Raw genomic sequence first — 1,072 nt, 5'->3', positions numbered from 1 at the left:
CCTCTCTTTTTTATTTCAATTATATGGTATAATTGTAAAGTTTAACTTAACTGAAAATATAAACGGGATTATGCTATTTTAATCCAGAAATTGATTGTTTAACATTAAAATAAACAATATTCTTTGAAAATAAGATATAAGGAGAAGTGTATGAAAAAAGTAATTCTTTTTAACTTCAACGGGACCATTACAAATACAAAATTTTTAGCAATTGATATGTATAACGAAATTGCTGAGAAGCAGGGATACAAAAAAATTTCGGAAGAAGATGTTCCTTATTTGAGTGCATTATCGATACGTAATAGATGCAAGATACTTAATCTACCTTTATATAAAATGCCCTTAGTTGGGATCGCTATAAAAAGAAGATTTCAACAATATATTCCTAATTTGGAACCTGTGCCTGGAATGAAAGACACTCTCAGACTTTTAAAACAGGGGGGTTATAAAATAGGATTTACAACAAGTAATAATCAAGTTGTACTGAATGAATTTTTAATAAATAATTCTATTAACATATTTGATTATAGTTATTTTTCTTTTAGTCCTCTCTCTAAATCAAAAGATATTTCTTCATTTTTGAAAAAGTATGATTTAAAGAAAGAAAATGTGGTTTATGTAGGTGACGAACTAAGAGACATCAAAGCAGCTAAGAAAAATGGCCTTTTTTGTATAGCAGTATCTTGGGGATTCGACTCAGTAGAACTTTTAAACACAGGACGTGCAGATAAGGTTATAACACAACCTAAGGAGATCATAGATGTTTTATCAAGATTATAATAATGGTTTTTATATTTCTTAATCTATTCCGGTAAATTTGAAAACCCTTTGCTTATATGAGTAAAGGGTTCTTTTTTTATGTGAATATTTCTTAAGGTGCAAATCCTTGAAAACTAATAGTAAGATATATACCAAACGAAATAGCACATAAGGAAACAAAATGTAATGCTACAAAAGGGATTTTCTGTTTACCTTTGATAAAAAAAGAATAAATAAATCCGAGGATTGTAACTAAAGTTAAAATAGGTACAGTAATCTTAATTACCTCACCAAAAATATTTGCTGTAACAAC

Annotated in this window: 2 protein-coding genes; one reads left to right on the top strand and one right to left on the bottom strand. The window is 28.0% G+C overall.

The window, feature by feature from the left end; translation table 11 throughout:
* Nucleotides 1-150: 150 nt before the first annotated feature.
* Nucleotides 151-780 (top strand): HAD-IA family hydrolase, encoded by a 630-nt coding sequence (locus RB298_RS06800; RefSeq protein WP_486046505.1) that lies wholly within the window; start codon nucleotides 151-153, stop codon nucleotides 778-780.
* Between the two features lie 91 nt (nucleotides 781-871).
* On the opposite strand, the gene RB298_RS06795 is transcribed toward RB298_RS06800, so the two are convergent.
* Nucleotides 872-1,072: hypothetical protein (locus tag RB298_RS06795; protein WP_486046504.1), on the bottom strand; the 201-nt coding region annotated here is incomplete at its 5' end.

Source organism: Priestia sp. BR_2, assembly GCF_041954005.1.
Taxonomy (GTDB): domain Bacteria; phylum Bacillota; class Bacilli; order Paenibacillales; family Paenibacillaceae; genus Paenibacillus_AQ; species Paenibacillus_AQ lautus_A.
Note: the sequence above shows the minus strand (reverse complement) of the source record. Positions and strands in the feature narration are given on the sequence as shown.